Genomic DNA, 22,876 nt, shown 5'->3' with positions numbered 1-22,876 from the left:
AGTTCAAATTCACCCTAGACAATGCCTATAACAAAATGCCATGTAGAAAATAATTCATATATTAAAACTGGCATGAGTCCTGAAGAGTATTGTCAAATATGGGTCCCTGTACTTTACAACACTTTACCAGAACAGCGAGGATACAAAGCTCGCTGTATCGAAGAGTTAGCAAAAGTCACAGGTTTTACCGAGCAATCTATAAAAAACTGGGGAGCTGATTTCAAAGGGCATCCAGACTATGTCAAGGTCATGCTAAAACAGGCCAACATCATCAACGAATTCCGTCAGTTATTCAAAAAACACTTTGTTGATGGTACTTGACTTAATAGTAATACCTGGTTACTTTTAAGCTAAATAAAAAACTACAAGGAAGTTACAAGCTTCCCTATAGCCAAAAAAGATAATTAAAAAATTCTTGAACCATGAATATAGCACATTTCGAGGATATAAATCCAGCCTCCCTACTTTTGCAATTCCAGTGGCTATCCCAAACGCAACTAGCAAAAGCCCTGGGAGTCAATCCATCTGCCGTATCGAGATGGATGTGTGGCGCAACAAACCCAAGCCGGACTATTCAACGACTAGCCTGGGAACTTTTACAGATTTTAAATAAGTGGCCACTGCCGTTCCCTCCAAAAATCGAAACAGCAGAATTGGACCCACTACAACTGCTAACAAAATTTAATATTTCCCGTTTTACATTAGCTGAAGCTCTAGGAGTTTCGGTTCGAGCTATTGGCCACTGGATTAATGGCCAGAACAAACCATCTCGAAAAGTACGCCGATTGGCCCATCAACTGAATCAAAAGTGGGTTGTACTAACCGGATAGGATGTAGTGATCGCTCCCCCGTGTAATCAAGTGCAGTTAGTTGCACTTGAGCCGAGCATCACTCCATCCGTACTTCCGTTGCATCATAGTAATATTGCATTCATGTTAAAAATCTTGAACTGCGATCGATCGTTCAAAAAATACCAAACTATACTGTATATAGCTGCAGTTGTGTTATTTCAGATCGCGAATCGTATATACAAGATTTTCAATTAACCCCGCAACCCACCACTCTCTGATGTACACGGAATTCCCACTGTCTGCAACCAGGAAATTCTGTAAACGATATCAATAAAATTCATTATGATACATCTACAAAGCCAACAAGAGCTGGTGAGAATTCTTCAAGTCCAGCTACAGCAAGAACAAGAACGTCTAGAAGACATGAGTAATGCGGATACAAAAATTTCCGCATTAACAGGAGAGTTGGCTCCAATACTCGAAAAGTATCCCGTATATCGAGCCGATGTTGCCGAGCAACTCGGATTAATCTTACCAACATTACCGTCACCAACACTGCGAGTAATTGAAATAGTTGATGGCGATTATCGAAAAGACGAACAAAAAATGTAGTCTCGGACACAAAACCCTCAAAATATACCGAAAGTAGTAATTGTCTAGATGATAATAGTCTAGACAATCAGACAGAACTGCCTGCAACAGAGAACGCATCAAAAGATGTTGATGTAACTTGGTACAACTCCATCAGTGGAGAAGTAAGTGCAGGGAACGAACGAAGGTATTTTCGGGTACTTTGGAACAACAAACAAAATCAACATCAAGTAGGTCTCAAAAAATCTGAATCCGCCAAGAGGTGGAGTAAAGATATCAATCCCACTACTCAACCCTTAATAGATAGGGTGGAGAAAGAATTCAAACTAGGAAAACCTGCTGAAAATTTTCGACAGAAATTGTACGAAGCAGCAGAGGAAGTAGGAGGTAAGTTTACTGCTTCTTTATGTAATTTAGGTACTTCCGGCACTTTCCATCTAAATGAAACTTTTGGCGTTTTTCAGATCGAGAATGAAGATATCGAGGTAGGTCATAACGACGGTAACTTTTGGTATATCCGTCCTGGTCGCAACAAAGTTTACTGTTCTGGCGACCTTCTTGCCTTTGCTGAAATATTGAAAGGTATAAAAACGGATATAGTTTTAGCGGAGCAGAAATCAAAAGATAGCATAACTCCTCAGCTTAAGGCAGCAGAAAATACCCAAATAGACACTGCTGAGATAGTAGATGTAGCTACGGTTCCTACTGTCACTTGGTACAACAGCAGTACCGGAGAAGTAAAAAAAGGTTCTTTTAAAAGGTATTTCCGGATAATTCCGGACGATATCAAAGATGAGCATGAAATCAAGTTTAAACAAAAAACCAACTCAGGAAACTGGATTCAACCAGATAACTCTACTAAACTATTTGCGGAGGCTATCTGGGAAGAATTCAAAGCAGGTAAACCCGATGCAGTAGAAGCCATTCTACAGAGATTGTACAATGTGCCAGAAAAAGTAGGAGGTAAGTTTGTCAAAAGTCATTCAAGCTGTACTGTAGGTAAGTTGGGCACTTCTTATATCCCAAATCAAGAAAGTATTGAAGTAGGCTATAACGACGGTAGTTATTGGTATTTTCGTCCTGGGTATGAAAAAGTTTACTATTCGGGAGATGTTCATGAGTTTGCTGAAATCTTAACAGGTTTAGTAAAAAAAGAGCCACCAATATCCAATTCTTCAAAAATAGAAACAGCTAAACCAAAATCCTCAGACTGTTGGTACACACCACCAGAGATTGTTGAATTAGTAGAACTTGTGTTAGGAAAAATAGACCTAGACCCCTGTTCTGACGACGGAAAACACATACCAGCAAAATACCACAAAACCATAAGAGAAGATGGACTTGCTTGTGTATGGTTTGGGAAAGTATTCATCAACCCACCCTATAGCTGTCCTGGTAAATGGATAGAGAAACTGATTTCAGAAGTTAATGACAGTAACGTCACAGAAGCGATCGCTCTCTTGCCAGCATCAACAGATACTAAATGGTTTAAACCACTGTGGAATCAACCCATCTGTTTTTGGAAAGGAAGGATTAAATTCCTAGACGTTAATTACCAACCAAAACTACCCGCACGTCAGTCACATTGTCTAGTCTATTGGGGAGAAAATATAGAGAAATTTAGACAAGTATTTTCTCAGTTTGGAGAAGTAAAGTTACCAACAAAAAACGAATCTACACAGGTTGAAGTTGAAGTTGACCCCAAAGAAGTAGAAAAAACATTAACACTCACAGAAAGAATCACACCATTACTATTAGAAAATTGGGTAATAAAAACCATAGATAATAATCAAATATTTATCTACTCATCAGACACACAAAACAGTAGTAATTGGGTAAAAGTAACTGATATTTCTCACACAGAACATGGGAAAACCTTCCCCTTCCTAGTCTCCCACGAAACCCGATTTATCAACGATGTCAAGACGATAGAAGAAGCGATCGAAAGAGCAACTTGGTGGTTTGACTGCCCTATCATTGACAACCTTGAATTGTTGATGGACACCATTAACAGTTACGACACGGACTTACTTAAAATAACTAGGGAAGAAAACTCAAACACAGCTCATATCCTGTCGGGAGAAAATCAATTAGGCACAATCTTTCTCAAAAGCAATGATACGTTAGAAATTCCAGAACGCGAATACCACCTACTCGAAGACTTGTACAGCATCGACATAGGTACTTTAATCGAAGACATCGAAAAACAAAAGCTAGGTAATTATCGTGATTATCTAACAGGAGTAAGTAGTTTAGAACAAGAATTGAACCATCTAGACACTCTCCAAAATGCACTCCACTGCCTCTCTAATCATTTGAATTTCATCGTCATCCGTCAAGGAGAAATATTTAAAGCTTACAACGGTAAAGAATGGTTAGAAAATTACTTAGGCTCCGTCAAAGTTAATGATTTAGAAATCAAACCAGACGAAGAGTTGATTAATAATCTATTAGAACAATATTCATTTCTACTCAATCAACTAACCATTGATATTATCAAAGGTGAACAATCAATTGAAATAGAAAATTACATCATCACTTCGGAACCCATCAAAGAATTACTAATTAAAGAAACCTGGAATGAACAAGACTTGGAAACTGCCAATAATCTACTCAATAAACTTGTAGAATCAACTCCACCCTGGAACGAATTGACAGAAACTATACGCCATAAACATCAAAAAATATTTGAAAAGGACCCCGAACAAACTGATGATAATGACACTAATAATGGAGGCTCCATTACTCCGACTCCCTCTCCCAAAAACCCTAACAATAATGGCAGTCAGACAATTGAATCAACAAAAGAAGAATTAGACACATTATTTTCAGCAATCCAATCATACCAAACCGACTTAAACATTCAAAAAAACAACAACAAATTAACCTTCTATCAACAGAAATACAGACTAGGTTCTGTCGAACTAAATCCAAATAAATTAGTAGCAGAAGAAGGCTTAATAGCAAACCTCAAAATCTCCTACGGAATCGACATCAAAGGTTTAATTGAATCGATAGAATTCGCATCACTTGATAATTGCTTTGAACTAGACCCATTCGAGCATATTGGCAAAAGTAATCCAGCCATCTTTATCCCTGGATGCGTCGTCGCTCCCACTTGGAAAGAGGGACGCGGACTACAAGGAGTACTACAGTTAGTCAATGGACAAGTAGCCACTATTCAATGGCTGAACTCCTTAGACCACGGGGATAATGTGCCAGAACAAGTAAACATTGGTTTGCTCCGTTATATTGCAGCTCAACAGACAGCTAAAAATGACAGCCTTCACACTGAAGCATTAAGCGATGAACCCACAGCAGAAAACTTTGCTGCACTGAAATTTGGCGGTCTGATAGCAGCAACTACTGTTAACAACACTAATACCAACAAAGAAAACTCAGAAGTCGTTGAAAATACTACTGCTTCTAGCTTTCCTGATGACAACGAAGACCTAATCTGGGAAGACCTGACCTGGATGGATGCCATCAAAGTAAAACTCGAAAAGCTCGAAGGTTTTACGGTAAGCCATGATGAGGTAGACCTCACTGCATGGCATTACGGTACAAAAGTAGGTAGCATCCACCACAACGAGGAAAACGAACTAGAAATAGAACAAAAATTAATTGGTGAACTGGCTAAATATAACTTCGACCTAGAAGCATTTTTAGTAAATCTTAATATCCCCTATAAGTTCTATCACCTCAAACCAGTCGTCATCACACCAACAACCGAACGCTCTGATCTTCAAACCTCTGAACAGGAATCTAGCAGTGAGCAAAAAATGACAAAAAAGCCTCCAGTAGAGGAATTAAACTATCAAGTAAATGGCAAAAGTATCAGCTTCGGTTTAACCCTACCACAGCTACTATCAGAACAAAAAACAGTCACGCGGAGGATGTGGAAAGATAGCTACGCCAAACGCTTCCTTAATGACTGGAATGCCAGACCGGGAGAGTTTCTCTACCCTGCACTAACGAAAAGCTATCGAGTTGGTGGTAAGCAAGTTGGTTACATCAAACTCACCCATCAACCTTACCAAGAAAAATTAGCCGATATACCCACTTCTGACTTAGCAGCAGAAGGTTTTCCAGAACTATCACGCGCAGAATTCATCAACAAATTCTTTGATGGTAACGACCAACAAATAGCATGGGTAATTCGGTTTGATTTTATCCCTAATAAGGAAAAGCCTGAAAATAACGCAGAGCAAATAGGTGAAAACTCACCATTACCATTAGACCTGCTCGACCAAATGACTGCTGTATTTGATGGGTTAGAGAGCATCCGTACCTCTCGCTCTGGAAACGTACTTTGGTTTTACCGTGGGTCTGAAAACCTCTATCCCTGTTCAATGAAAACCTTTGATGATAATACTTCCACACTTTTCCCTACTGTCAAGTTGAACGACAAAATGAAAGAACTATATGGTATTGATATAGATCGAGTCTGTTATGACTTAGAAACAGGTAAAGAGGTTAATATCAATAATTATATTGACCATAGCGTTTTGGAGCAAACAATTAAAGACAGCCACAAAAACAATGATACTATCACTTGGCAAGACTTATTAAATAATGCTGCCTACTTAGATATTACTGATAGTCAAACTTCTGATGAGTTGAACACATCCACAACCACAGAACAGTCACAGACCAATACAGAAGAACATCCTGAAAGACTACATTGGCTCAAAGACACATCAATGTTTAACCGTAGTGAGACTTACATAGTTTGGAACGGAACGCAGAAATGCGGGAAAATCAACCTTTGCAATAAAAGCAAAAACAAAGCAGGATTTGGCAAATGGTACGTCAGTCCCAACGTTTTCGGACCATACTACGACACCATCGAAAAAGCAGCGACAGCGTGTTGGCAAGACTTTATTTCCCAAAATGCTGAACAGACGGCAACACAAGAAGACTTAATACCTTTCTAAAACAATTAATAATTAACAATTAATAATTAATAATTAGGAATTAAAAATCATGGAAAAAATAATGTAATCCAAAACAAATCTTTCAAATTTGCACTACGAATAGTTAAGTTATCACAATATCTAAACCAGGATAAAAAGAGTATGTTTTATCAAAACAAATACTTCGGAGTGGTACAGCAATTGGTGCTTTAGTGCGTGAATCTGAATATGCGGAAAGCCGTGCTGACTTTGTGCATCAACTGCGGATTGCCATCAAAGAAGCTAACGAAACGCAATATTGGTTAGAGCTATTACATCAAGCTGATTACATTAATAAAAAGGTTTTAAATCAATTAATCAAGACTGTATTGAAGTCATAAAAATCTTAATCGCAATCATCAAATCAACAACAAAAAAATAATTATTAATTGTTAATTACTAATTGTTAATTATTAACAGGAGTGCCAAAGTCAAATGAATCCACATTTTATTAACAATACCAACGTCAACAACAATTCCGACAACACGACAGAAACAGAATCACAACAATGTATGAGTGATAGCGTTACCAAATCTTATAACACCTTTTCCGGTGACGAGCATCTACCCGAAGGCCATATAACAACCCATCCCTTTAGTCTTACTCTAGAGGAACTTTCAAGCTTGCTTAACAATGGCCAGGAATCCAGTGAAAGTGTAACTACGAAACCAGAGGCAATTTCTCAAAACCTACGAGTCACCCACCATCAGGATTGTAGCGGTTCCACAGAGGACTCTAGGGAACTGTCACAGTCCAAACCAGCAGAAAACAGTGAATGCCTCAATCAATCAACAATCCCTGGCCTAATTCAAGATGGCCTACCAAAACAAAAAATCTGAAACTCTACAAACCAGACTTAATCAGGACTCTAGGGTTTCTACTGAGTACTCTATAGAAAAATCTCCCAACAAACCAGTTGGGGGCAGTAGAAAAACAACAAATCCACATCTGTTGGCCAATTATCTGATAGTCCAATTAATTGTGAAAAAGCTCAACTTCTGAAAACTTTACCAAACAAAGACTCTAGGGTTTCTACTGAGTACTCTATAGAAAAATCTCCCAACAAACCAGTTGGGGGCAGTAGAAAAACAACAAATCCACATCTGTTGGCCAATTATCTGATAGTCCAATTAATTGTGAAAAAGCTCAACTTCTGAAAACTTTACCAAACAAAGACTCTAGGGTTTCTACTGAGTACTCTATAGAAAAATCTCCCAACAAACCAGTTGGGGGCAGTGGATGGCTTCATAAATACACAAAATTAATCGAAACAAAGACTGGAGTTGTTGAATATCCCCGTGTCAAAGAAGGTCAACGTTCTCAATACAATCCTAAACACTGGTATTGGAACTACTGCTGGCATAAGAAAGGGAAAAACGGTAAACCTTTGTACAAAAAGGGCAAAGCAGTAGTCTCCTCAGTCGGATGTCCGATCAAAAAGGTAAGAGCAGCTAGTAGTGCGATCGCTGCCAAACTACCACATCGCCAAATTTTAGAAATAATCAAAGGCGACAACTCCCCACCCACATAGACTTTCACCATTATACATCTTAATACAACAACCCATCACTTCTGAAAATTTTTTAATCACTGAAAACTTATGAATTTACCATCAGTAGCATCTCAAACAAAACTGCTGCAACCCTCATTGTTACAGCAGCATACTCAAAAACCTGGAAGAAGATCAACAATTATCTCTAAACCTCATTATAGCATCATCACAAATTCCCCAACTCAGAGATTACCAGCTCCAAGTTATTGACGATCTATACAAGTTCATCAAGCACAACCACCGCCGAATATTAATTGTCGCCCCTACTGGAGCAGGGAAAACTATAATTGCTGCTTCCTTCATACATCAAGAATATTCCAGTGGTAAAACTATATTGTTCATCGTTCATCGTGATGTGCTTATCAAGCAAACACTAAATAAATTTGCTAACTTCGGCATTGAATGTGGAGTCATTGCTGGAGGCTACAAAGAAACTCGCTCTGCCAAAGTTCAGATAGCCAGCGCACAAACTCTCAGTCGAAGGAAAATCAATTGGTTTGCTCCTGACATTGTATTAATAGATGAAGCACATCAAACCGCCTGGAACAAAGTAGTAAAGAGACAATTAGAAAATTACCAAGGTGAATTTGGCAATACCACCTTTATAGGTCTCACCGCTACTCCCTGGAGACTTTCAAAACGAGAAGCAATGTCAGACCTATTCGATACCCTCATTGCAGCTCCAACTCCAGGCGAACTTATCCTCAAAGGATACTTGACACCCCCAATTTACTACAGTGTTGATGGTGCTGACCTCAAAGGAGTGCGGACTGTAGCAGGTGATTATGATAACTCTGAGTTAGTAGTACGTTGCAATGTGCCAAAGGTCGTCGAAACTCTAGTCTCCGAATGGAAGCGATTAGCCAACGGTAGATTAACCATTGGCTTTGCTGTAAATGTAGCACACGCAAAAGCGATCGCCACTGCCTTCAATCAAGCTGGCATCCCCGCAGCAAGTGTAGACGGCACCATGCCCACAAAAATGCGAGAAGTAATTTATTCACAATTACAATCAGGACTCATCAAAGTCTTAGCAAGTTGTGAGGCATTGGGAGAAGGTTTTGATGTCCCTGCCATTTCTTGCGTTTTATTATGTCGTCCCACTAAATCTAAGGCTAAGGCATGGCAACAGATAGGCCGTGCAGCAAGACGCTTTAAGGGTAAACATGACTTCTTAATTCTAGACCAAGCAGGGATAATCGCACGATTTGGTTTCATTGAGGATACCACAATATTTACCCTGGGGAAATCCGACAACACCCCCACTGGTGTAGCTCCCACAAAAATTTGTCCGAGTTGTAACGCCATAAATCGCAATTTCGACAAGGTGTGTAGCTGTTGTGGCTATCAATATCCAGCAGCACCATTACCTAAACTTTTACCTACTCAAGAGTTCAAACTATTACGCTGCACGGCAGATAAGGTCAAGCAATATCGCCATTACCATGAACTGCTCACAGAAGCTTACCATCGAGGACTAAAATCTAATTGGGCAGATAAACAATACCAAATTCATTATGGATACTGGCCTCCCTACAAATGGATGCACGGTGCCATATTTGGTTCGCAACCTACTGTGGCTGACAAAGTTGCGTATCAAAAATATTTACTCCGCCTGATGAAAGCCGACGGTCAGTGCATAGGTTGGGTTGAACACCACATGAAGATGATTTTTGGCGATCAAACATCCGTTCCGCTCCGCGATAACTATGTTTAGCTACGCTATCGCGTGTGAAGATAAGGCTTGAAAAGAAAAAAAACTACGGGACTAACACCCCCGTAGAGAAAACAAACAAAAATGAAAAAACTTATGAACAAATTATTGCACAAACATCAAAATTCTGCAACTACTACCCTAATCTCCGCTGTCAAAACTTCTTTACAGGAGGAAGTGTAAAATGGATTGGAAAATATTTAATCGCCACCCCAGAGCCTCAGAAATAGCAGAAGGTTTAGGAATTATCCCTCCTAACTTGGCATTAACACCAGTAAGAGAAAAACGCCCCTATAGAAGTAACTGGCAACATGAAGAGCCAGTTAGTAGGGAAGCGATCACTACTGCCATAACCCAAGGGCAAGATTTAGTCAGTAAAAAAGGTAAACCATATACAGCTTTTGATTCTGGATATGGGGTAAGACTAGGTGAGATATCCGATGGACTGCTGGCCATAGATGTAGATGGCGCTAGTGCCGAACCTATTCTCAAGGCTATTTGTCCAGATTTACCTAAATCTGTAAGTTGGACATCAGGAAAACCAGGACGGTATCAAATAGCATTTCAAATCCCGCCGGAGTATAGGGAAAAATTAGCCAACTTTACCCGAGCTGTAGTCCGAGAGTGGAAGGGCTTAAAAACTGACACAGACGAACTTTTAGAATTTCGTTATAATTATTGCCAGTCCGTTCTGCCGCCCTCCTACCATCCAACAACTGGTAGATATAGCTGGGTAAATTCCCAGCAGATACAGAAGTAGCGATTGCCCCACAACCTATCCTAGATGTACTCCTAGAACTAGCCGACAAGGAAGCTAAGGCCACCACTGAAGCTGAGGTGAAAAAGGCAGAACGCGCGCGGTACTTAGAGCAACGTAAACTAGAAAGACAAGCCTTACCTACTCTCAGCACTGCTGACTCCTTAGCCGATATCCTAGAGCTGGACATCCTCCCCAGGCTAAATACAGAAGATATATATAATTGGAGCGAGCATCAATTTAAAAAGCATGGGCCCAATAAATTAGTTGGTTACTGTCCACAACACAACGGGTCTAGCGGTACGGCATTTCAAGTAAATACAAAAGACAATTCCTGGTATTGTCATGGTTGTCAGGAAGGCGGTCATCCTGTTCAATATCGTTGGTTTTTGAAAGGTGAGCATGGCACACCTACAGGCAAGGATTTTGTGGAGATAGTTGAAGAGTTGGCTGACGATGCTGGCGTAGAACTGCCGGAGTGGAAACCACCGCAGAAACAAAGTCAGTCTAAATTAATACCTGAAACTGAATACAACTTCAAACACAAGTTCCCACGTCTACTAAAAGATACAGTCAGTAATCTGGCTCAAGATCTTAAAGATAAGGTAGCCAGACCTGCTTATAAGTATTTCCGTCGGAATGGCAAACTACCACCCGCGCCAGAGCTACACCCCAAAGAAAAACAACGTATTCGTCAAGCGAATGTTGCAGAAGCAAAACATTTAGCAGAAACTACTACAGCAATAGTTAAATGGGAACCGCCTTTACTATTAGGTAAAATTCAAATTAGATTAGGAGATGATCCTAATAACTGGAATGTACCAACAGACTTTGAAGATTGGAAAAATCAAGGTAGTCCAGCTTATGTAGTTCCTCCAGGGATGAGGAATATTTTTGAAGCTCTTATGGTCAAACGCGGTATCAAAAATTTGTTTGACTCTAGTGGTACTGGTACTGGCAAAAGCCATGACACAGGTAATTTACCACCTTATTTGGGAATCAATCCCCATACACAAAAAAAATCTGAAGACGACCCTACTCTCTACTATATTTGTGACGACCCGCGTAACCCCACTACAGAAAGCATTGAGAGTAATTCGGTTGTTTTGCCATCTCGTCATAGTGGTTTAGTTGAAGATACTACCAAGCAAACGCCTTTGGGATACCCTCATATCCGCCGACCTAAAGGTAAGGAAGAGCCTACTATAGAAGCATCTTGCATCAGAGAAGCTATATTTAGATATTTCCCCGAATTTAAAAATCGGACTCTATTCGGCGGTAAAGCTTCTGCTGGATGCCAAGGATGTCCCAAGTTGTTGAATGAGGACGGTAAAGTAGTTTGTCCACTGCTGGTTGGGCGCTGGAAAACTAAACAATACGCACCATTTATCCGTTCTCATCCTCAACAGCTCTCTACACTATCTGAAACAGATATTGCAGTAGTAGATGAAGCTGCCAAGATTCTTAAATCAACAAAGGACATATTTGTAGGTAGTGAATCATTAAATGAAGCTTTCTATGAATTAGGAACTAACCTCATAAAGCATCAAGTAGATGGCCTGCATTATGGCAATGCTATCTTCCGCGCTCTCTCTCCTTTAATCCAAATAATGAAGGAAATGATGGTATTTATAGATTCCACTCCCAACATTAAGAAAAATGGATTGAATCATAATGAGTTTATTAATTTAATGTTTGAGAAGTTAGCCGATCTTTATTGTAGTCATGGTCTAATTACAGAGCAAGAAAAAACGCTTTTTTTAGAAGCTAAATCAGGCAATTCTAATTCCAGTGATGTACTTCAATTAAAAAGTATTAAAGGTTCATGGATAGAAAAATTAATTAATCGTGCTTTGTGGAATTTATCTGCTGTTGAATTTTTAACTAAAACTGATACAAATATTTGGGGAGAAGTTCGGGTATTTGGAAATAAGGATATTAGGGTTGTCAATGTAAGTCCTACTGTTGAAGATGTAGTTCAAATCCTCAAAGAAGTATATAAACCAAACTTAGAAAATTTGATTGAGGATGATAATTTGCCTTGGGAAATCCAACGAAAACGGATTGATGAAAAGTGTAAATTAAACTTTGTTACTCCACTACTAAATGTTCTGACTGGAAGTAGGGGATATATCCAAGCTAAAAGCTATGGGTTTTATATAACTCAGTCAGATAACCATGTAAAGCGGAGTCTTTTCAATGCTCAGAGTATTATCTATAAGGACGCAACAGCACGACCTGAAGATATAGCTATGCGTATAGGTGTTGATTCTGAGGATATCCTGGAATATAAAGTCGCTACACCTGCTGCTACTAATTTAGTTATTAAATTAGTAGGTGGTTTCGGTAGTTGTGGAGCACAACGGGATAGTAAGGAACAGAGAGAAAAGGGATTGAGTGAAGCTTCGCTACCAAAACGATTAATCAAAGGTGTAGAAAAAATTATAGCGGATTCCATATCTCTTACAGCACAGCTTGGTAAAAAGGCGAAAATAGCTTTGATTGATTTTCAGGGGCAACTCTCTAATTATAAAGATATACAAGGGATTGATTATTTTGGTTATTGGTGGCGAGATAACCGAGGAACTAATATACTCCAGGACTATGACGTAATCATCGCTATAGGCAACCCTACGGCAAATCTAGGTGCTAAGGCGGCTTCCTTTAGAACTTTGACTGGTAAGTATGCTAATCCTGCTAACCCTACTGAGGAGTTTAAGGAGTATATCCAGCATTCTGTGGTCAGTGAAAAATTACAGTTAGTCGGTCGTCTCAGAGCGCATTTACAGCCTCACAAACAGAAGGAAGTTCATCTACTGGGGGATTATTCGGAACATTTGATTTGGCAGCTAAAAGATAAATTTCCCGGATGCCAAATCAATAAAATGATGGCTTATGATTTATGTCCCGAAGCTGCAACCCGACGAGACCTTGACACTAAGATGGCCATTGAACTGGGTATGAAGTTACTACGTTTTGGTCAAAAAGTAACCCAGGAGAAAATAGCTAAGGAGATGGGATGTAGTCAAAGTTGGGTTAGCAAGATATTCAAGAAATTAGGAGGTTATAAACGCGCTTTACAATTATTCCAGTGCCTAAATAATACTTTTTATAGGAGGTGGAATAATCCCCAAACGACTTTGGATGCGTTACCAGAGGATGCCAGGTGGGCAGCGGAGACTTTTTTCCCTTTAGAAGTGCAGGAACTCCTTAAAAATGAGGGTATCCCTGCTGAAGCCATCTCAACTCTGGACATAATTAAAGATGAATATAATCTGAATCTCCTGAATTATGTATCACTTGATACTATTTTGGATTTTATCCTGGGGTTAATACCGTATTTGCCCCAGGAGTATCAGGAAATTTTTGAGCAGGCCCTAGTACCACCGGAACCAATACCGATTTAATTGGCCAAAATTAGCTCAAAATTAAGCACCTACTTATAGTAGGTCAGCTTTGCTTTGACTATGGGTTTGTCAAAGCAGCAGCTATGAATCAAGAGTAAGTGGAAACAGCGCGGAGTTTGTCTGGCAACTTGTACAGTTTAGGGAGTTGCTTACCAAAGATATTCGCAACTGGTTTCCCCATGATTTTGAAATAATAGCTGAAGTTTTCTTTAGCTAAGGATTGCCTTTCAAAATCAGCTCGGAACAACTCTTTGTTAGTGGGTTGGTGTGCGCTAGATCGTAATAACTTCCCCAGGTAGAGAGATTTATGTCATCTGGTAGTTCTTTGTTACCATTTGTACAATTATTATAAATTTTTTCTAACTGATGACTTATAGATAAGTCTGTAATATTTTCATCCCAATAATTAGGACAAGTCCTCAAACAAAGTTGACTAAAAATATAAGCTATATTCATAACTTTTTGGTCTTCATGCTTAGGAAAAACACTGATTAGATGTGATTTCAAAGCCCCAGGAACTGTTCCCCAAACTTCTAGCTTATTATTGGCTTCAGTGACACTACCATAACTACAAAAATATCCTTTTTGAATTGGTTTAATTTGCACTACTAATATTTCATCAACAGTGTTTAAGTCTAAGTCATGTTCAAAAAAATTAGGGTAATCAGGTAATGTGAAATAATTATTTTCTTTCTTTCTGATGCTTACAACTATTTTTTGTAGAATTGCCCAAGTTTAAGAAAGATTTGTCTGAGTTACATATGAGCAATATCCCTTAGACTTCCCCAAGTCGATAGATTTATATCGTTTGGGTATCCCTTACCGCTCTCACAATCTTTGTGTATTCTGTCTAACTGAGTGCTTATGGATAAATCCTTAATAGAGTTATCCCAGTAATAAGGACAGGTTACTAGACAAGTTTGATTGAATATATATGCTATTTCTTTTGCTTTTTCATCTTCATGTTCTGGGAGAATATTTATTAAATGTTCTTTAATCGCACCAGGAGGTTTTCCCCATAGTTCAATGTGATTGTTTTCAATTCTTACATTGACATAGTTACACAATAGATTTTCTCCTAGTATGTCTATTTGTATAACTAATACTTCATTGGTTTTATGTAGATCCAATTGAGTTTCTATGTATCGAGGATAATCAGGGAATGGATACAAACCGTTATTCTTTTTTAGTGTATAAACTTTCCAACCTACTTGTTTTTTTAAGTCAATGTCGAGACTGCATATCATAGTTTGAATATGGACAAAAGATTCTGGTCTGTTAACTGCTATAGCACCATACCAATTATTTTTTAGTACTTCCTCTACCATTTCTTTAATGTACATAACCCCTGTTTCAGCGCACTGTAATTGTTGTTGTTCTTGCTTTCTTCTTAGCGCTCTTAACTTAGCCTGTTTACCCATAATTTACCTCTAATTGGACTTTGGACAAAAAGAAAACAGTTAGCGTAATATTTACGCTAACTATATTAGAGAAATATTTCTCTGTCTCCAGTGAATTTAATCACTGAAAAATGGCAATAATTAAGAGTTGTCGCCCACTACTAAGAAACTTTTCGTTGTTTTTTGGATTTTTTTTTGCCTTTGATGATAACTTGATGACGAGTTCGTGGTGTTGTTTTATATCCTTTAATCCGTCCGGTAGAATAACCTCGACGTTTAGGAGATGTCGTCATTGTACCCAAAGTCGAAATTATTCGATAAAAATCTCTTTGAACTAAACTGGGAGTGATTTTAACTGATTTATTAGTCTTCAAATAATGTTCCCAAGGACGGGGTAAAACAATGGCTAAATTCCTAGCAGCCCATAAATTAACATAAGCAATTAATGTTAATTTGAACCAATTTTCTTCATGTTCAACATCAGGGGTTGAATAAGCTGTCATTAATAATCTTTGTTTACCAAATCGGAACAGATGTTCTATGTCATAACGTTGCCGATAAGATTCATAGCAATCAATCAAACTTAACTCTTGACGTCGAGAACCAATAACAATTAACCACATCGGTTTCCCAATCTGATTACCTACTTCATCAGTAATATTAATTTGTAGTAAAGTAAAAGGATAACGATTCATTTTATAGTTCTGAGTTCCTTTCATTAACATCTGGTTCCAACCCGAAATTGTTACTGTCAATTGACGACCTTTTCTAGTAGTAAAAATGGATTGACTAACCTCCGTAGGTTCATGCCAAGTATTCTCATCTTTCAGGTCAAATTTATCTCCATACCAACGGGGATGTCCTGAAGTAATTGCTTGGTGTTCTTTCCTGATAAATTGACGGTAAAAGACTCGATTGCTTCTCACTCGTGTCACGGTAATTAAGTTTTTATGCTTGACTTGTTCTCCAATAAAATTTCTTTGGCTGTAGAAACTGTCAGCAACTAAAACTGATAACTTCTCTCCAGAGAAAGAAGCAGTTTTAAAGATTTTTTCCAGTTGTTTATTACCAATGTTAGTAGCCTTTTCTGACGAGGGAACCCTTTCTCCTAATAAGGGAACAGCCCAAGGTACATTACCTGTTGCTATTCTCTCTGGTAAAGCGCATATAACTGAATAATAATGGCCAATACTAATGGGTTTATTTCCTTTAATTGGATTGGGATAATTGATAAAAGTTTTGTCGGCCAATGTAGCTGAAAAAGGACGTGGACAAGGAGTTGTATCAATTCCAAATAAATGAAAATGTCGGGAAACTGGAGTAGGAATTGTTTGAGACGCAGCCTCTAATAAGTAATTAACTTGTTGTGAGTAATTATCATCATTTTTATCAGGTAAAAATTCTTGAATTCCTTTATATAAACTGTTATAATTTCGTCGAAATAAAGGATGTTCAGACAATTCTACTACCGAACTTGCGATGGAGTTTGATGAAAGGGCATCTACTAATTCTATAATAGTTTCAATTCTTGCATTAACTCCATGATAAAGGTTTTGCCTCCAGGATAAGAACTCCTTGATTGATTGACTGTTTTCTTGATTTTCCATGGTTGTGAATAATACACCTCTGAATGTTAGTGTATATTTTACGCCAACATAAATCCTTTCTTAACTATTCAGTCTCATGTCTACACCGAAATCCAAGCAAACCACTCAACCTGCAGCCATTAGAGGGAAACAAATTCAGGGTTTAATCCGTCAGATGAAGCAGAAAATTAAGAAAATTGAACGAGAAGGAGAGGTGATTCCTCGTGAAGTTCATATCATCCGTTATCAAGTCAATAGAAATCAGAAACTTTACTATTATTATAAATTACAATCTGCTTCACCGATTTTTCCTATGGCTACTGATAGTCAGAAAAAACTAAATATAAATATTTAGGCAAAGCGGGTAGTGAAGCTCATATTGATGCAGTTGAAAAAATGAGTCGAAGGAATCTTATTGATGAGTTGGAGAGAGTTGTTCATTCCCTTCAAGAAAGTTATTTAGATATTTGTTTTGGTGGAGAAATTGAACCAGACCCATCCTATGATCTTCGGGATGATAAATAATGTCAAAAACAAAGATAATTCCAGTATGAATTCGGTCTTTAAACCTTAATTTTGGTAGTTAGTGTAACTATTACGCTAACTACTTTTTTTTGTCCAAAGTCCAACTCTAATAAAATCAATAGTTTTTACGATGTCAGTACCTCATCAAGAATTACAATGGGTAAGCCTGTGACTACCGTTAGTTGTCCATCGTTGGTGAGAAACTGGGTACAGCCAGTAGCGATCGCAGTTGCTGCATGAATAGCATCAGGTGTTTTAAATGAAGGAATAGTTGCGCGTAGTCTAGCTGCTTCACGCAGAATAGGCAAACCAACTGGGATGAGTTGCAGCACTGAAGAAAGAAGTAGCTGCTCATAGGTAGTAATCAGATTGATGTTAGATTGCCTAAATGGGAGTACTAGAGATTCCATGAGCGTAAGTTCGCTAGTAATCAACTCAACTTGTCCTGCTTGAAATTTTTGCCACAGCGGTTGCAGCAATTGCCAATAATTGTGATTGACCTCAATTGTATAAATTACAACTGAGGTGTCGATGTAAATTCTGGCGGAATCTGGTAAATTTAGTTGTCCCATGAATCTCTTTCGGCTTGCAGGTTACGGTTAATTTCTTCGGCGCTTCTAAGGGTTCCTCTGCTACGCGTCTGCTCAATCCATTCCAGAATATTTTGTCGCACTAATTGTGGTTGCTCTGGTAGCAGGACAATCACTTCAACGGTTTGCCCCACTGAGGTTGAGAGAGTATTGTCAGGCAGATTAATTTCAATCTTGTTGCCTGGTAGAACTTTAGTTTCAATCCTTAGTGCTGACTGCATTAAATCCTCTCTTAGTTGAATTGCTCAATTTCATCAATTATAATTATAATATAACGCACATTAAAAAAATCAAAAACAAACAGCAAAATAATGCCGTTGACTATTGATGATTTTAATTGATAATAGGGTGGTATACATATCCTGAGACAGTAGACTATTAATTATCACTTATTAAATTGATTTTGTAGGACCTTCTCTCCTAAAGCTGTATCTAAAAAATCGTAACATATTCCACCTTTAAATGTTATAATTCTGGTGTACAGCAGAAAAATCAAGATGGCAGTCAATATAAAATCTGTACATAATCTTCAAACAGGTAGTAATAAAAAATGGAAAAACCTCCCAACAAAAGCAATCCGAGTACCTGGAGTATTTGCAGAAAAAATACTACAAATAGCTAGAGATATAGATACGGGAAAATCAATAAGTTATCAAGATGTCTATATGGCTTTAGAGGCACTCTCTATTCAGGAGTTATTTGACAATTACCGTAGAACTAAATATCCACATAAATAAATGTTTGAAGAATAAAATTTAGAAATAAAAACAATTGAAGATAAATCAATAAGATGTCCAGGGAGTATATACAATATATACTATCTTAGGAATGCCTCGGGTCTTTGAAAATTCAAAAGTATCCAGTTCTGACAATACTTTTTCAACCAGAGCAATTTTTTCTTCTTCGTCGGATTGAATCGGCAATACTACGGATTGTACCTGCTCATGTCCAGAATCCCATGCGGAAATTTCTTGTTCCGTAGGTTGATTTCTTTGAGAGAGTTGGTCATGTGTTTCAATTAATTGAGCTATTTCTGCTTCAGATGAGTATGGTGATTCAATAGGTTCATTAAGATTTTCTAAATCCCATGCGGATTGCTCAGTAATTATTTCCTCAGTTTGGGGTGCGGTTTGTGGTGGCCCGTCACCGAATAAACTGTCATAAGCTTCTATTTCAGATTCAGTATATTCGGCTGTTTTGCCTACTGATTCAATTTCAATTCGTACTGGCCCTGTATTTGTAGCAGCCAGCAATAAGATTGTCCTCAACCAGCAATAACGATCATTTTGAGCCAGGATTAATTGCAACTAGATTGATATTTGAGCCAGAATTAACTGCAACTGAGCCAGGATTAAATGCAACCAGACAGCAATAACTTTTTTGAGCCAGAATTATTTGCAACTAGAAGTAAAGAAAACGTTCGTTTTTTTTACTCTTTTCTCTTAGCAATGACAGATACGAAAATAGGACTTTAGAAAAGTAAAAAAACTCAGTCAATTTATCTAAGGTAAGATATAATAATTAGTGATGAGTTTCTTGCCTTACGGCTGAGGCCCACCCATGCTAATTGGTTATGCCCGAGTCTCGACAGATGACCAAAACTTAAGCCTGCAAAGAGATGCCTTGCGGACTGCGGGATGCCATCGGATTTATGAAGATCGTATTAGTGGGGCATCAGCAGCCAGACCTGGTTTACAAAAAGCTCTTGAAGTAGCTCGAACCGGAGATTTATTAGTTGTGTGGCGTTTAGACCGACTCGGGCGATCACTAAAAATTTGATAGAGATAGTAGAAACTCTTTCAAAAAGAGGTATAGAGCTACAAAGCCTCACAGAAGTAATTGCTACAAACTCTAGTAGCGGTAAACTCATCTTCCACTTATTCGCAGCCTTAGCCGAATTCGAGCGTAACCTGATTAGAGAACGAACCCAAGTAGGCTTAAAAGCAGCTCGTGCCAGGGGACGGAAAGGCGGTCGTCCCAAAACCCTCAAACCAGCCCAGCGCCAGTTAGTAGTTAAACTTTACGATGAAAGCCAATACACCATTGATGAAATCTGTCAGATGATGGGCATCTCCAAGCCAACGCTTTACCACTACATTGCGGAGGCTAGAGGAACGACGTGAGTCGCAAACAAATTCCCTCTGAAGCACTCGTTCAACTACGCTCTAGGTTGGAATTACTACCAGAACGTTCGCGGGAGCGTCGCGCACTAATTGAAGAAGCCTCTGCCAACTATGGTGTGTCAGTAGATACTCTATATCGTAGCTTGCGAAGACAACAAAAGCCCAAAGCCATTCAGCGCTCCGACAAAGGAAAACCTCGTAAACTAACCCGCTCAGAAATGGAGAATTACTGTGAGGTAATAGCAGCGATGAAAATCCGCACCAACAACTCTAAAGGGCGACACCTTTCCACAGTACGAGCTATTGAACTACTAGAAGAATATGGCATAGAAACCCCAGACGGTTTCATTCAACCACCAAAAGAACTGCTGAAAAAAAGTACAGTCAACTATTATCTCAAAGCTTGGGGATACGACCACACATCCCTCACCCGACAGCCACCAGCAGTGCGCTTTCAAGCCGAACAGAGCAATGAATGCTGGCACTTTGACTTGAGCCATTCCGACTTAAAATATCTCAAGCAACCCCCTTGGGTACAGTCTGGGCGAGGAAAACCACAATTAATGCTCTATAGTGTTGTCGATGACCGCAGTGGTGCTTGTTATCAAGAATATCGCTGTGCTTATGGCGAAGACGCGGAAACTGCTTTACGGTTCTTGTTTAACGCCATGAGTGCTAAAACCATTGAAGGGTTTTCATTTCAAGGCATCCCACAAATGCTCTACGCCGATAACGGTCCGATCGCCAAGAGTCGAGTATTTCAGAACGTGATGGACTGTCTGGGAGTAAAAGTAGTAACCCACCTACCTAACGGTAAAGATGGCAGACGAGTTACAGCACGAGCTAAAGGCAAAGTAGAGCGCCCTTTTCGCACTATCAAGGAAGCTCACGAAACACTCTATCACTTCCACCAACCGGAAACTGAAGTTGAAGCCAACCGTTGGTTACACCAGTATTTGCTTAACTACAACAGTCAGCCTCACCGTCAAGAAAACCATTCTCGCATTGAAGACTGGCGTCTACATCTCCCCAAGACAGGATTACTGCAAATGTGTAGCTGGGAACGCTTTTGTACCTTTGCCAGGGAACCTGAGCAGAGAAAAGTTGATGGTTGTGCGCGAATCTCCGTTGAAGGAGTGGCTTATGAAGTAGACCCAGATTTAGCTGGAGAGATGGTTGTCCTCTGGTGGGGGTTATTCGACAACGAGTTGTATGTGGAAAAGGATGAAAAAAGATATGGCCCTTATTTACCAGTAGATGGCCCCATTCCCCTACATCGCTATCGCCAATTCAAGAAAAGTAAGACCCAACAACGAGCTGATAGAATTGAAGCTCTCTCAAAAAAATTGGTTCTGCCGACTACTGCCTGGCAAGGAGACGGAGAATTCCAGTTCTTGGCTCAAATTCAAACAGCACCTGGATTAGTTGTAGTTCCCTTTATTGACCCCGACCCCTTCCAAGAGTTTAGCTACCCCACAGTCTTGGCAGCCAAGGGTGCTATTGCTGACTACCTAGCTTTGCCCTTAGCTCGTTTATCTGAAGTCGAGCGGGCTTTTATCGACGAACTGTTGGAGGAAACTTTAGAAAAACAAGTGATTCTGGAAAGGGTACAGCACTACTTTCAGAGTGGGAGGCGGAACAAAGATGTTGACTGAAGTGCAGCAATTTTTCGGCTTAGTCAAGGAATTTCGGCGGGCGGGCTACTATGAAACAGAACACCTGCGCCGTTTATTCACAGAGATTTCTGCTGCAATTCGTATGGGGAAATTAATTGCCATCACAGGGGTTGTAGGCTGTGGTAAGACTGTTACTATGAGACGTTTACAGGCAGCTTTGAGGCAAGAAGGCAAAATCTGGGTATCTCAATCTTTATCAGTGGATAAAAACCGAACCACATTACCCAGTTTGATTGCAGCTTTATTCTATGATTTATCTTCAGATAAGCAGGTAAAGATTCCTAGTTCTGGAGAAAAGTGGGAGCGCGAACTGCGAGAACTTTTTCGCAAGGGAAAGAAGCCAGTTGCACTTTTCATCGATGAAGCCCATGACTTACACTATAGTACTTTAACGGGACTCAAGCGTTTGATTGAGGTGGTAGAAGATGGAGGGGGTACTCTCTCAATTGTGTTGGGCGGTCATCCTAAACTTAAGAATGACTTGCGTCGTCCAACGATGGAGGAAATCGGCTATCGCACTGCCGTCTTCTCCTTGGATAGTATTGGCGGTTGCCAGGGGGAGTACATTCAGTGGCTGTTGGGAGAATGTGTGGCAGAAGATACACCCCTTTCTGAATTAATTGTTCCTGAAGCTGTTGATGAGCTAGCTCAAAAATTGAGAACACCTTTACAAATTCAACAGCACTTATCTTTGGCTTTTGAGCAAGCTTACCGTCTGGGTGAAAAGCCTGTAACTGTAGCGGTGATTGAATCAATTCTTTCTAAACAAATTGATGAGTTAGAACCCACTTTAACTCGTCATGGCTATAACGTCAAAAGTCTGTCTGAACAGTTTAATGCTAAACCAGGGGAGATTCGTTCTTTGTTTCGAGGTCAACTTGAACCCAGTCGCGCCCGTGAGTTGCAGGAACAGATGTTGGCTGCTGGATTACCTTTGTAGGGACTTTATACTCATCACATCAACAGTCTTTGAGGCTCTTTCAGCTTTACGGCTTAAAGAATGCCCTATCATGGCCTTCTAGTTGCAGTTAATTCTGGCCGAAAAAAGTTATTGCTGGCTAGTTGCAAATAATCCTGGCTCAGTTGCAGTTAATTCTGGCTCAAATATCAATCTAGTTGCAATTAATCCTGGCTCAAAATGATCGTTATTGCTGGTTGAGGACAATCTTATTGCTGGCTGCTACAGCTAAAAAATCTGGCTGTTCTTA

General features: G+C 39.3%; 21 protein-coding genes and 1 pseudogene. 15 read left to right on the top strand and 7 right to left on the bottom strand.

What is annotated here, in order from left to right; translation table 11 throughout:
* Nucleotides 1–21 precede the first annotated feature (21 nt).
* From SAGCYANO_RS13410 to SAGCYANO_RS13385, 6 genes are all read left to right on the top strand, one after another.
* On the top strand, nt 22–321 hold the full coding sequence (locus SAGCYANO_RS13410; RefSeq protein ID WP_202219500.1) for a hypothetical protein: 300 nt from the start codon (nt 22–24) through the stop codon (nt 319–321).
* Nucleotides 322–422: 101 nt separating this feature from the next.
* The gene (locus tag SAGCYANO_RS13405; protein WP_202219499.1) at nt 423–830 is read left to right on the top strand and encodes a helix-turn-helix transcriptional regulator; all 408 of its coding nucleotides are present in this window, start codon (nt 423–425) and stop codon (nt 828–830) included.
* A 303-nt stretch (nt 831–1,133) separates the two neighbouring features.
* Complete coding sequence (locus tag SAGCYANO_RS13400) at nt 1,134–1,403, top strand: hypothetical protein (protein WP_202219498.1); 270 nt, start codon at nt 1,134–1,136, stop codon at nt 1,401–1,403.
* Nucleotides 1,404–1,690: 287 nt separating this feature from the next.
* Nucleotides 1,691–6,319, top strand: a complete 4,629-nt coding sequence (locus SAGCYANO_RS13395) for a DNA N-6-adenine-methyltransferase (protein ID WP_202220528.1) — start codon at nt 1,691–1,693, stop codon at nt 6,317–6,319.
* Between the two features lie 191 nt (nt 6,320–6,510).
* Nucleotides 6,511–6,678, top strand: a complete 168-nt coding sequence (locus SAGCYANO_RS44675; protein WP_237396132.1) for a four helix bundle protein — start codon at nt 6,511–6,513, stop codon at nt 6,676–6,678.
* A gap of 94 nt (nt 6,679–6,772) precedes the next feature.
* A complete protein-coding gene (locus SAGCYANO_RS13385; protein WP_202219495.1) occupies nt 6,773–7,177 on the top strand; it encodes a hypothetical protein in 405 nt (134 codons plus the stop codon).
* Between the two features lie 511 nt (nt 7,178–7,688).
* Here SAGCYANO_RS13385 and SAGCYANO_RS13380 read toward each other — a convergent pair.
* Nucleotides 7,689–7,880, bottom strand: a complete 192-nt coding sequence (locus SAGCYANO_RS13380) for a hypothetical protein (RefSeq protein WP_202219494.1) — start codon at nt 7,878–7,880, stop codon at nt 7,689–7,691.
* Nucleotides 7,881–7,999: 119 nt separating this feature from the next.
* On the opposite strand from SAGCYANO_RS13380, the gene SAGCYANO_RS13375 reads away from it, so the two are divergent.
* From SAGCYANO_RS13375 to SAGCYANO_RS13365, 3 genes are all read left to right on the top strand, one after another.
* Nucleotides 8,000–9,607, top strand: a complete 1,608-nt coding sequence (locus SAGCYANO_RS13375) for a DEAD/DEAH box helicase (protein WP_307785835.1) — start codon at nt 8,000–8,002, stop codon at nt 9,605–9,607.
* Between the two features lie 181 nt (nt 9,608–9,788).
* Nucleotides 9,789–10,364, top strand: coding sequence for a bifunctional DNA primase/polymerase (locus SAGCYANO_RS13370; RefSeq protein ID WP_202219492.1), 576 nt, complete (start codon nt 9,789–9,791; stop codon nt 10,362–10,364).
* 77 nt (nt 10,365–10,441) lie between these two features.
* Nucleotides 10,442–13,768: a CHC2 zinc finger domain-containing protein gene (locus SAGCYANO_RS13365; protein WP_202220527.1), complete on the top strand. Its 3,327-nt coding sequence runs from the start codon at nt 10,442–10,444 to the stop codon at nt 13,766–13,768.
* 213 nt (nt 13,769–13,981) lie between these two features.
* On the opposite strand, the gene SAGCYANO_RS13360 is transcribed toward SAGCYANO_RS13365, so the two are convergent.
* From SAGCYANO_RS13360 to SAGCYANO_RS13350, 3 genes are all read right to left on the bottom strand, one after another.
* A complete protein-coding gene (locus SAGCYANO_RS13360; RefSeq protein ID WP_202220526.1) occupies nt 13,982–14,374 on the bottom strand; it encodes a hypothetical protein in 393 nt (130 codons plus the stop codon).
* A 149-nt stretch (nt 14,375–14,523) separates the two neighbouring features.
* Entirely contained in the window at nt 14,524–15,189 is a 666-nt protein-coding gene (locus SAGCYANO_RS13355) for a hypothetical protein (protein WP_202220525.1), read from the bottom strand.
* Nucleotides 15,190–15,329: 140 nt separating this feature from the next.
* Entirely contained in the window at nt 15,330–16,775 is a 1,446-nt protein-coding gene (locus SAGCYANO_RS13350; RefSeq protein ID WP_202218496.1) for an NF041680 family putative transposase, read from the bottom strand.
* Nucleotides 16,776–16,851: 76 nt separating this feature from the next.
* Between SAGCYANO_RS13350 and SAGCYANO_RS13345 the strand changes: the two genes are divergently transcribed.
* Together SAGCYANO_RS13345 and SAGCYANO_RS47545 are read left to right on the top strand one after the other, a co-directional pair.
* Nucleotides 16,852–17,109: a hypothetical protein gene (locus SAGCYANO_RS13345; protein WP_202218497.1), complete on the top strand. Its 258-nt coding sequence runs from the start codon at nt 16,852–16,854 to the stop codon at nt 17,107–17,109.
* Nucleotides 17,110–17,150: 41 nt separating this feature from the next.
* Nucleotides 17,151–17,279, top strand: a complete 129-nt coding sequence (locus SAGCYANO_RS47545; protein WP_255502437.1) for a hypothetical protein — start codon at nt 17,151–17,153, stop codon at nt 17,277–17,279.
* 125 nt (nt 17,280–17,404) lie between these two features.
* Here the strand turns inward: SAGCYANO_RS47545 and SAGCYANO_RS13340 are convergent, their stop codons facing one another.
* Together SAGCYANO_RS13340 and SAGCYANO_RS13335 are read right to left on the bottom strand one after the other, a co-directional pair.
* Nucleotides 17,405–17,851, bottom strand: a complete 447-nt coding sequence (locus SAGCYANO_RS13340) for a PIN domain-containing protein (protein WP_202220524.1) — start codon at nt 17,849–17,851, stop codon at nt 17,405–17,407.
* Nucleotides 17,839–18,090, bottom strand: coding sequence for a hypothetical protein (locus SAGCYANO_RS13335; RefSeq protein ID WP_202220523.1), 252 nt, complete (start codon nt 18,088–18,090; stop codon nt 17,839–17,841). The genes SAGCYANO_RS13340 and SAGCYANO_RS13335 overlap by 13 nt, the downstream gene beginning before the upstream one ends.
* Before the next feature lie 276 nt (nt 18,091–18,366).
* Here SAGCYANO_RS13335 and SAGCYANO_RS13330 point away from each other — a divergent pair, with 276 nt between their 5' ends.
* Complete coding sequence (locus SAGCYANO_RS13330; protein WP_202220522.1) at nt 18,367–18,606, top strand: hypothetical protein; 240 nt, start codon at nt 18,367–18,369, stop codon at nt 18,604–18,606.
* Between the two features lie 45 nt (nt 18,607–18,651).
* On the opposite strand, the gene SAGCYANO_RS13325 is transcribed toward SAGCYANO_RS13330, so the two are convergent.
* Nucleotides 18,652–19,122 carry a hypothetical protein gene (locus tag SAGCYANO_RS13325; protein WP_202220521.1) on the bottom strand — a complete coding sequence of 157 codons (471 nt, stop codon included), beginning with the start codon at nt 19,120–19,122 and terminating at the stop codon, nt 18,652–18,654.
* A 307-nt stretch (nt 19,123–19,429) separates the two neighbouring features.
* Between SAGCYANO_RS13325 and SAGCYANO_RS13320 the strand changes: the two are divergent.
* The 3 genes and pseudogenes from SAGCYANO_RS13320 (at nt 19,430) to SAGCYANO_RS13310 (ending at nt 22,608) form a co-directional block, all read left to right on the top strand.
* A pseudogene (locus tag SAGCYANO_RS13320) lies at nt 19,430–19,992 on the top strand (recombinase family protein).
* Nucleotides 19,993–20,003: 11 nt separating this feature from the next.
* Nucleotides 20,004–21,647, top strand: a complete 1,644-nt coding sequence (locus SAGCYANO_RS13315; RefSeq protein WP_202220531.1) for a DDE-type integrase/transposase/recombinase — start codon at nt 20,004–20,006, stop codon at nt 21,645–21,647.
* A complete protein-coding gene (locus SAGCYANO_RS13310) occupies nt 21,637–22,608 on the top strand; it encodes an ExeA family protein (protein ID WP_202220520.1) in 972 nt (323 codons plus the stop codon). Before SAGCYANO_RS13315 ends, SAGCYANO_RS13310 begins: the two co-directional genes overlap by 11 nt.
* The last annotated feature ends 268 nt before the right edge of the window (nt 22,609–22,876 follow it).

It is taken from the genome of Okeania sp. KiyG1 (genome assembly GCF_014132355.1).
Classification (GTDB): domain Bacteria; phylum Cyanobacteriota; class Cyanobacteriia; order Cyanobacteriales; family Microcoleaceae; genus Okeania.
Note: the sequence above shows the minus strand (reverse complement) of the source record. Positions and strands in the feature narration are given on the sequence as shown.

Coding starts and splice junctions, on each gene's coding strand:
- SAGCYANO_RS13410 (WP_202219500.1), top strand. CDS start 22: ATGCCTATAACAAAATGCCATGTAGAAAATAATTCATATATTAAAACT.
- SAGCYANO_RS13405 (WP_202219499.1), top strand. CDS start 423: ATGAATATAGCACATTTCGAGGATATAAATCCAGCCTCCCTACTTTTG.
- SAGCYANO_RS13400 (WP_202219498.1), top strand. CDS start 1,134: ATGATACATCTACAAAGCCAACAAGAGCTGGTGAGAATTCTTCAAGTC.
- SAGCYANO_RS13385 (WP_202219495.1), top strand. CDS start 6,773: ATGAATCCACATTTTATTAACAATACCAACGTCAACAACAATTCCGAC.
- SAGCYANO_RS13380 (WP_202219494.1), bottom strand. CDS start 7,880: ATGGTGAAAGTCTATGTGGGTGGGGAGTTGTCGCCTTTGATTATTTCT.
- SAGCYANO_RS13370 (WP_202219492.1), top strand. CDS start 9,789: ATGGATTGGAAAATATTTAATCGCCACCCCAGAGCCTCAGAAATAGCA.
- SAGCYANO_RS13355 (WP_202220525.1), bottom strand. CDS start 15,189: ATGGGTAAACAGGCTAAGTTAAGAGCGCTAAGAAGAAAGCAAGAACAA.
- SAGCYANO_RS13350 (WP_202218496.1), bottom strand. CDS start 16,775: ATGGAAAATCAAGAAAACAGTCAATCAATCAAGGAGTTCTTATCCTGG.
- SAGCYANO_RS13345 (WP_202218497.1), top strand. CDS start 16,852: ATGTCTACACCGAAATCCAAGCAAACCACTCAACCTGCAGCCATTAGA.
- SAGCYANO_RS47545 (WP_255502437.1), top strand. CDS start 17,151: ATGAGTCGAAGGAATCTTATTGATGAGTTGGAGAGAGTTGTTCATTCC.
- SAGCYANO_RS13340 (WP_202220524.1), bottom strand. CDS start 17,851: ATGGGACAACTAAATTTACCAGATTCCGCCAGAATTTACATCGACACC.
- SAGCYANO_RS13335 (WP_202220523.1), bottom strand. CDS start 18,090: ATGCAGTCAGCACTAAGGATTGAAACTAAAGTTCTACCAGGCAACAAG.
- SAGCYANO_RS13330 (WP_202220522.1), top strand. CDS start 18,367: ATGGCAGTCAATATAAAATCTGTACATAATCTTCAAACAGGTAGTAAT.
- SAGCYANO_RS13310 (WP_202220520.1), top strand. CDS start 21,637: ATGTTGACTGAAGTGCAGCAATTTTTCGGCTTAGTCAAGGAATTTCGG.